Genomic DNA, 7,494 nt, shown 5'->3' on the forward strand with positions numbered 1-7,494 from the left:
ACACGAGAGTCTGCAGGGGGCTGCGGCCGGCGGCGGTGTCGGCGGGTGATGCCAGCACCGCCTCCGATTGCAGAAACTTCCGCGCGACCTCGATCGCCAGCGACAACTGCAGCGCGCCTTTCTCGTTCTTCTTGTCCGGCAGCTCATGCAGGTTGGCCGCGCGGCTGCAGAGCAGGTCGAGCGGATGCATCACCAGGAAGCCGTGCTGGCCGAACTCGATGTGCATCGCGCGCTGCAAGACCTTCTTCGCGTCGAGGCCGATCACCTTGAAGATGACGTCGACGTTGACGAATTCCTCGGCCGAGATCCACCACATGCCATGGTGTTTCGGCTGCCCTGCGCCGCGTCACCACCCCTTGCCCGGCTTGGCCGGCAGGCGCTCGGTGACCTTGGCCGCCTTCACCCGTTCGCGTGAGAACAGGAAGAGGCTTTCCGGATCGCGTTCGCCGCGTTCGACGGCGCGCTCGAACTCCGCCTTCCTGGCGGTGATCGATGCCGCGCCGGTGTACGTCTTGCGCCGGCGGGTCTTGCCCGGCTCCGACGTGATGTGCGCCAGGATCCGGTCCTTGACGCCCGGGTCGCCCTGCAGCAACAGCAGCGACTCTTCCATCGTGATGCCGGCCGCATCGAGGGCCGCACCCAGGCGCACCCAGTACTCGATCTGCTCCGCCAGAGAACGGTGCACCGCCTCGCCGGCTGCAGCCGCAAGTTCATAGACGCCGTCGGACACGCGGATCGATTTGGCCATGGGGCCATCTTATGTGGCGTTTTGCGACATGACAAGGAGTCGTCAGCACCCTCCGAACGCCTGCGCCACCCGCACCAGCTTGTCCGGATTGCGCTGCACATGGATGCGCACGATGCGCTCGCCGTCGGTCTCGTACGACTGCGCCGATTCCAGCGCGCCGTGGAAGAAGCGCAGCAACCCCCACTCGCCGTTGATCAGCGCGAGCTCGATGCGCTGCTCGTCCTCCGGCCGCAGGCTCGCCGCGAAGAGCAGCTGCGCGATGCGCTGGCCGCCCAGCATCGGCCGCCCGAAGCTCGGCACCTTGCCGCCGCCGTCGCCGATCAGTTCCGCGTCGTCGGCCAGCATCGCCTTCAGCGCCGAGAAATCGCCGCCGGTCAGCGCCTGCGCGAAACGCCCCAGCAGGCGCCGGTGCGTGTCGGGCGACACCTCGAAGCGCGGCCGCTCCTCGCGCAGCTGCTCGCGGGCGCGGTGCACCAGCTGCCGGCACGCCGCCTCGCTCTTGCCGATCGTGCGGGCCAGCTCGTCGTAGTCGGCATCGAACACCTCGCGCAGCAGGAAGGCCGCGCGCGCCTCGGGCGCGAGCCGCTCCAGCATCAGCAAGAACGCGACCGACAGGTCGTCGGCGCGCTCCAGCATCTGCTCCGGAGAATCCTGCGCATCGGTCAGCACCGGTTCGGGCAGCCACAGGCCGGCATAGTGCTCGCGCTGGACCTTCGCGGCGCGCAGCCGGTTGATCGACAGCCGGGTCGTCACAGTGACCAGCCAGCCGGTCGGGTCGTCGCGCGCCACGTAGTCGGCCTCGTGCCAGCGCAACCAGGCGTCCTGCACCACCTCCTCGGCCTCGGCCAGCGAGCCGAGCATGCGGTAGGCGATGCCCCGCAACCGGGGGCGCAGGCCGTTGAAGGTGAGCGAGGCGGTGTCCATCGATGGCAGATGCTCGAGTCACCCATTCTGTGACAAGCCGGCAGGGCGTGGTCACGGCGCGAGCCGCACCACGCTCGCGATGCCCTGGCGGGCCATCTTGGCGTAGGGGCACAGCCGTTCGGTCTGGCGCACCAGCGCCTCGGCCAGTGGCCGGTCGATGCCGGGCAGGGCGATCGCCACCTCGGCGCTCAGCGTGTGCAGCCCGTCGACCGGATCGCGGCCGAAGGCCACCGAGACCGCCACCTCGGCGCCGTAGAGCGCGATCCCGTGGCGCGCCGCCAGCAGGTTCAGCGCGCCATGGAAGCAGGCCGCATAGCCGGCCGCGAAGAGCTGCTCCGGGTTGGTGCCGCCGCCCGGCCCGCCCAGTTCGGCGGGCAGCCGCAGCGCGAGCTGCAGCGCGCCGTCGTCCGAGCGCACGATGCCGGAGGCGCGGCCGTGCTGCGCCTCGCCGCCGCTCACGCGCACCGTGGTCTCGTACAGCGGCTCGAACGCGGGCCCGTGGTATTTGTCCAGCAGCGAGACCGGCGGCGGGCGCAGGCGGGTCATTGCGCGGCGAACCACGCCTCGAAGTTCACCGTGCCGAGGCGCGCGCCGTCGCCCGGCACCAGCGTGCCGTCGTCGATCTCGGCGCCGAAGTAGCGCGCATGCGCGTCGTCGACCACCGTGCGGGCGTCGTCCTTGGCGGCGAGGAAGCGCCGCACCAGCTCGGCCAGCCGGATGCGCTCGGGCCCGGCGATCTCGACCGTCGTGCGCAGCGGCTTGCCGAGCGCCACGTCGTGCATCGCATCGGCCACGTCGTCCGACGAGATCGGCTGCACGAACGCCGGCGACAGCCGCACCGTCTTGCCGTCGGCCTCGGTGCCCGATTGCGCGATGCCGCCGAGGAACTCGAAGAACTGCGTCGAGTGCACCAGCGTGTACGGCAGCGGCGAGGCCCTGATCAGCGCCTCCTGGGCTGCCTTGGCGCGGAAATACCCGCTCGCCTGCAGCCGCTCGGTGCCGACCACCGACAGTGCGACGATGTGCCCGACGTCGGCGGCTGCTGCTGCGGCCAGCAGGTTGCGCGTCGAAGTCTGGAAGAAGCTCATCACCGCGTCGTCGGCGAACGACGGCGAGTTCGACACGTCGACCACCACCTTCGCGCCCGCCAGCGCGGCGGCCAGGCCTTCGCCGGTGAGCGTGTTGACGCCGGAATTGGGCGAGGCGGCGAGCACCTCGTGGCCGCTGCGGGCCAGGCGTTGCACGAGCTTGCTGCCGATCAGGCCGGAGCCGCCGATCACGACGATCTTCATGGTGGGCTTTCAGGAGTTGCGGAGGGTGGAGCGGATGCTAGGGAGCGCATCCCGCCCGCACTAGCCCTGCGGCAGGGACCACGCTGTTGCCTGCCGCGCACCAATCTTTTTTGGGGGCGGCCTGTCACAAACCCGGGGGCTCGCGTGTTCTACAGGTCATGGACGCCTCAACCTCACTCGCTTCCCCTGCCGCGGCCGACACGCTGGCGGCCAGTTTCACGGCCAGCTATGCCGGCGTGGTCGCCTTCATCGCCGTCGTCGACGAGGGCAGCTTCGCGAAGGCCGGCGAGCGGCTCGGCATCGGCCGCTCGGCGGTGAGCCGCAGCGTGCAGAAGCTGGAAGCCCAGCTCGACGCGCGGCTCTTCCACCGCACCACGCGCAGCACCGCGCTGACACGCGAGGGCGAGCTGTTCCATGCGAACTGCCGCGTCGGCGTCGAGCACATCGTGCAGGCGCTCGACGACATGCGCGAGCTGCGCCAGGGGCCGCCGCGCGGGCCGCTGCGCATCGCGTCGGCGCCCGGCTTCGGCCGCAAGGTGGTGGCGCCGCTGCTGCGCGGCTTCCAGGCGCGCTACCCGGAGATCGAGCTCGACCTGCGGCTCGACGACCGCCCGGCCGATTTCACGACCGACGGCATCGACGTGGCCTTCCGCGACGGCCGCATGGACGACAGCCAGGTGATCGCCAGGCAGCTGGTGCCGATGCAGGTGCTGGTGGTGGCGTCGCCCGCCTACGCGCGCCGGCACGGCCTGCCGCGCAGCGTCGACCAGCTGGCCGCGCACCACTGCATCAACGTGCGGCTGGCCTCCGGGCGGGTGCGCGATTGGGAGTTCAAGGTCGACGGCCAGCCGCGCAAGCTGGTGCCGCCGTCACGCCACACCTTCAACGATGTCGAGCTGGCGCTGCAGGCGGCACTCGACGGCCAGGGCCTGGCGCAGGTGGCCGCCTACCAGGCCTGCGAGCTGCTGCGCAGCGGCGAGCTGGTGTCCTGCCTGGGCGGCCAGGCGCCGGACGACCGCGGCCACTGGCTGTGCTGGCTGAGCCGGCGCCAGCTGCCGGCGCGCATCCGGGTGTTCATCGACCACATGACCACCGAGACGCGCGCGCTCGACCTCGAGTGCCCGCCGTTCGGGGCGGTGCCGGGGGTCAGCTGAGCCTGGCCTTGTCGAGGCCGAACGCGGTGTCCGACGAACCCGGCACGGTGCGGAACGCGACGTTGATGCGGTTCCATGCGTTGATGTTCATCACCGCGTAGGTCAGGTCGGTCAGTTCCTTCTCGGACAGCTGGCCGCGCACGCGCTCGTACACGTCGTCGGGCACGCCGTGCGGCGCCAGCGTGGTCAGCGCCTCGGTCCAGGCCAGCGCGGCRCGTTCGCGCGGCTCGAACAGCGTCGATTCGCGCCAGATCGCGAGGTGGTGCAGGCGCAGCGGGCGCTCGCCGTGGATCGTCGCCTGCTTGATGTGCATGTCGAGGCAGAAGCCGCAGCCGTTGATCTGCGAGGCGCGGATCGAGACCAGGTCGTGGATCTTCTCCTCGATCRTGCTGTCCTTCACCAGCCCGCCGAACTCGACGAACTTCTTGAAGAGTTCGGGCGCCTGGTGGACGTAGTTGATGCGTTGGGTCATCACATGCTCCTTGAGCCCCAGTGCGGCTGGGGTGCCCGGTTTCTGCTGAGTGCGGAATGGGGCAAATCGTAGGAGCGGGGTCCGCGCCGCGGAAGGCATGCGGCGGGGACCACGGTGTTGACCGCGGGGCACCAATCAGGGCGAAGGCTTCTGCGTCAGCGCCCGCACCTGCGCGGCCACGTCGGTGAGCTGGATCTTCAGCGCATCGAGCTCGCCGTCGACCGCCTCCGAGAAGGTCTCGAGCAGCGCGCCGAAGGCCTGCACGTCGGCGTTGTCGCCCCAGCCGTTGGCCTGGGCCAGGCCCTGGAACTTCTTCGCGATGCGTTCGGCCGTGATGCCCGATCTGGTGTGGGTGGCGTTCATGGGTGGTTTCCCTGGGTGAGTGGTTCGGATCGCCATCGTGCCACCCCTGGCGCACGGCTGCGGCGCGTTGCAAGGTGGTGCTTTATGAAACCGCTTGCAAAACCGCTAGGATCCGGCGATGGGCACCGTCAGAGTGCCCGGCAGCCGCGCCGATCGCCACACACATCACGTTGGAGGACACCATGAGAACACTGCGACCTTTGCTTGCGCTGCTGCTGGGCCTGATGGGCCTGCTCAGCGCGCCGTTCGCGTTCGCGCAGAACTGGCAGCTCGTCTGGCAGGACGAATTCCACGGCAGCATCAGCCCCGACTGGGTCTTCGAGACCGGCACCGGCTCGGGCGGCTGGGGCAACAACGAACAGCAGTACTACCGGCGCGAGAACGCGACGGTCGAGAACGACGCGCTGGTCATCACCGCGAAGCGCGAGGATTTCGGCGGCATGCGCTACACCTCGGCGCGCATGAAGACGCAGGGCAGGAAGAGCTTCAAGTTCGGCCGCATCGAGGCGCGCATTGCGCTGCCGGGCAAGCAGGGCACCTGGCCGGCGTTCTGGATGCTGGGCAGCAACATCAGCACGGTCGGCTGGCCTGCGTCGGGCGAAATCGACATCATGGAGCAGATCAACACCGGCGCCGACGTCTACGGCACCGTGCACTGGCAGGCCGCCAACGGCAGCTACGCGTCGTACGGCGGGCACGTGGCCACCAGCATCAACAGCTACCACGTGTATGCCGTCGAGTGGGACACGAACACCATCAAGTGGTTCGTCGACGGCGCGCAGTACCACGTGATCGACATCAGCAACAACGCCGGCGGCACCGATGAGTTCCAGCGCGATTTCTTCCTGCTGCTGAACATGGCGGTGGGCGGCAACTGGCCCGGCTTCAACATCGACGAAGGGGCGCTGCCGGCGCGCATGCTGGTCGACTACGTGCGCGTCTACCAACCGGGCACCGCGACCACGACGCAGGCGGCCTGGACCAGCCAGAACATCAACGGCAACGTGATCCGCCACCAGGCGAGCCGCGGCCGCATCGACCCGGCCGGCAGCGTCTCGCCGATCGCCGACGGCAACTGGACGATGGTGCCGGGCCTGGCCGGCGGCGGCGTCTCGTTCCAGTCGGTGAACTATCCGAACAGCTACTTGCGCCATCGCAACGGCGAGGTCTGGCTCGATGCCAACGACAACTCGACGCTGTTCCGCCAGGACGCCACCTTCAACCAGCGCGCGGGCCTGGCCAATGCCGGCGCGACCTCGTTCGAATCGTGGAACTTCCCCGGCCGCTACCTGCGCCACCGCAACTCGCTGCTGTACGTCGAGAGCATCGCGAGCGACGGTGACCGCAACGACGCCACCTTCGCGCGCACGCCGCTGCTGCAGGGCTCGGCGATCACGCTGGAGGCCGAGAACTACGCGGTGATGCAGGGCATGACGGCCGAAGCCTGCACCGAAGGCGGCCAGAACCTCGGCTACATCGACGCCAACGACTGGGTGGTGTGGGACGTGAACGTGCCCAGCGCCGGTACCTGGACGGTGCAGTACCGCGTCGCGAGCCAGAGCGGCGGCGGCGTGCTGCAGCTCGAGCGCGCCGGCGGCACGCAGGTGTACGGCAGCCTCGGCGTGCCGTCGACCGGCGGCTGGCAAAACTGGACCACGGTCTCGCACCAGGTGCAGCTGAGCGCCGGGCAGCAGCAGATCGCGGTGAAGGCGCTGCAGGGCGGGTGGAACCTGAACTGGATCAGGCTGAGCCGTTGATCCGGGTCCGTCAGGTGCGCCACACCCGGGGCACCTGCGCAGGCAACGCCCACGCGATCTCTCGCCAGCGCTTCCACACGCCCGTCAGCAGCTCCATCGCCGGCTCGACGCGGTGCGCCAGCACCCGCACCACGACCACCTCGTCATGCGGCGACGTCGCGCCGGCAGTGGCGCGCAGCGCGTGTGCCTCGAGCTGCTCGCGCGCCGCATCGATCAACACCTCCCGCCGCGCGCCCGCCAATGCGGAGCCACCAGCGAACCACATCGTCGCGAGCACGCTGTGCCCCGCGAAGCCCACCGGCGAATCGAGCAGCAGCCGGTCCTCGCCATCGACCGTGCCACGTTCCAGCCACACGCCCGGCAGCTCGATCTGCTGCGTGTAGCGGCCTGCATCGAACAGCTCGCCGCTGGCCGGCAGCCCGAGCGCCAGCACGTCCCAGCCGATCATCTCGGCACCGGGTTCCAGCTCGAAGCGCATGCGGTTCTCGGCCAGCGTGCGCCGGTAGCACAGCGTCTCCAGCGGCAGCCATTCGAGGCGCGCACCCTCGGCCACGCGCGCCGTCAGGCTCTGCACGGCCGTTTCGCCGAGGCTGCGGTAGAAGCGCGTCGCGCCCGGCGTCGTGATCAGGGCATGGGCGCCGGCGTCGAGCGTGGCTTCTATCGCCAGCACATCCCCGCCGACGATGCCGCCAGGCGGGTGCACCAGCACGTTGTGGCAGATCCCGGGGCCTTCGGGATGGAGGCTTTGCAGGACGCGCAACGGCCCGCTGTGTCGGTCGTGGAC

At 69.7% G+C, this 7,494-nt stretch carries 10 protein-coding genes; 2 read left to right on the forward strand and 8 right to left on the reverse strand.

The features are described 5' to 3' along the window. From AC1D15_RS12395 to AC1D15_RS12415, 5 genes are all read right to left on the reverse strand, one after another. Positions 1–316: hypothetical protein (locus AC1D15_RS12395; RefSeq protein ID WP_477826205.1), on the reverse strand; the 316-nt coding region annotated here is incomplete at its 3' end. Positions 317–346: 30 nt separating this feature from the next. Further along, positions 347–748, reverse strand: a complete 402-nt coding sequence (locus AC1D15_RS12400; protein WP_477826206.1) for a TA system antitoxin ParD family protein — start codon at positions 746–748, stop codon at positions 347–349. A 42-nt stretch (positions 749–790) separates the two neighbouring features. Then, a complete protein-coding gene (locus AC1D15_RS12405) occupies positions 791–1,672 on the reverse strand; it encodes an RNA polymerase sigma-70 factor (protein WP_477826207.1) in 882 nt (293 codons plus the stop codon). 51 nt (positions 1,673–1,723) lie between these two features. Next, positions 1,724–2,218, reverse strand: coding sequence for an Ohr family peroxiredoxin (locus tag AC1D15_RS12410; RefSeq protein WP_477826208.1), 495 nt, complete (start codon positions 2,216–2,218; stop codon positions 1,724–1,726). Continuing rightward, positions 2,215–2,964: an SDR family oxidoreductase gene (locus AC1D15_RS12415; protein WP_477826209.1), complete on the reverse strand. Its 750-nt coding sequence runs from the start codon at positions 2,962–2,964 to the stop codon at positions 2,215–2,217. The genes AC1D15_RS12410 and AC1D15_RS12415 overlap by 4 nt, the downstream gene beginning before the upstream one ends. Before the next feature lie 158 nt (positions 2,965–3,122). Here AC1D15_RS12415 and AC1D15_RS12420 point away from each other — a divergent pair, with 158 nt between their 5' ends. Further along, positions 3,123–4,118: a LysR family transcriptional regulator gene (locus AC1D15_RS12420; RefSeq protein ID WP_477826210.1), complete on the forward strand. Its 996-nt coding sequence runs from the start codon at positions 3,123–3,125 to the stop codon at positions 4,116–4,118. Here the strand turns inward: AC1D15_RS12420 and AC1D15_RS12425 are convergent. Next, the gene (locus AC1D15_RS12425; RefSeq protein ID WP_477826211.1) at positions 4,111–4,590 is read right to left on the reverse strand and encodes a carboxymuconolactone decarboxylase family protein; all 480 of its coding nucleotides are present in this window, start codon (positions 4,588–4,590) and stop codon (positions 4,111–4,113) included. The genes AC1D15_RS12420 and AC1D15_RS12425 overlap by 8 nt on opposite strands. A gap of 135 nt (positions 4,591–4,725) precedes the next feature. Then, entirely contained in the window at positions 4,726–4,953 is a 228-nt protein-coding gene (locus AC1D15_RS12430; protein ID WP_047506772.1) for a hypothetical protein, read from the reverse strand. A gap of 182 nt (positions 4,954–5,135) precedes the next feature. Between AC1D15_RS12430 and AC1D15_RS12435 the strand changes: the two genes are divergently transcribed. Then, positions 5,136–6,710, forward strand: a complete 1,575-nt coding sequence (locus AC1D15_RS12435) for an AbfB domain-containing protein (RefSeq protein WP_477826212.1) — start codon at positions 5,136–5,138, stop codon at positions 6,708–6,710. Between the two features lie 10 nt (positions 6,711–6,720). On the opposite strand, the gene AC1D15_RS12440 is transcribed toward AC1D15_RS12435, so the two are convergent. Next, a partial coding sequence (locus tag AC1D15_RS12440; protein WP_477826213.1) for an urease accessory protein UreD occupies positions 6,721–7,494 on the reverse strand: 774 nt, incomplete at its 5' end.

This window comes from Rhizobacter sp. P2_H2, assembly GCF_056403375.1.

Coding starts and splice junctions, on each gene's coding strand:
- AC1D15_RS12400 (WP_477826206.1), bottom strand. CDS start 748: ATGGCCAAATCGATCCGCGTGTCCGACGGCGTCTATGAACTTGCGGCT.
- AC1D15_RS12405 (WP_477826207.1), bottom strand. CDS start 1,672: ATGGACACCGCCTCGCTCACCTTCAACGGCCTGCGCCCCCGGTTGCGG.
- AC1D15_RS12410 (WP_477826208.1), bottom strand. CDS start 2,218: ATGACCCGCCTGCGCCCGCCGCCGGTCTCGCTGCTGGACAAATACCAC.
- AC1D15_RS12415 (WP_477826209.1), bottom strand. CDS start 2,964: ATGAAGATCGTCGTGATCGGCGGCTCCGGCCTGATCGGCAGCAAGCTC.
- AC1D15_RS12420 (WP_477826210.1), top strand. CDS start 3,123: ATGGACGCCTCAACCTCACTCGCTTCCCCTGCCGCGGCCGACACGCTG.
- AC1D15_RS12430 (WP_047506772.1), bottom strand. CDS start 4,953: ATGAACGCCACCCACACCAGATCGGGCATCACGGCCGAACGCATCGCG.
- AC1D15_RS12435 (WP_477826212.1), top strand. CDS start 5,136: ATGAGAACACTGCGACCTTTGCTTGCGCTGCTGCTGGGCCTGATGGGC.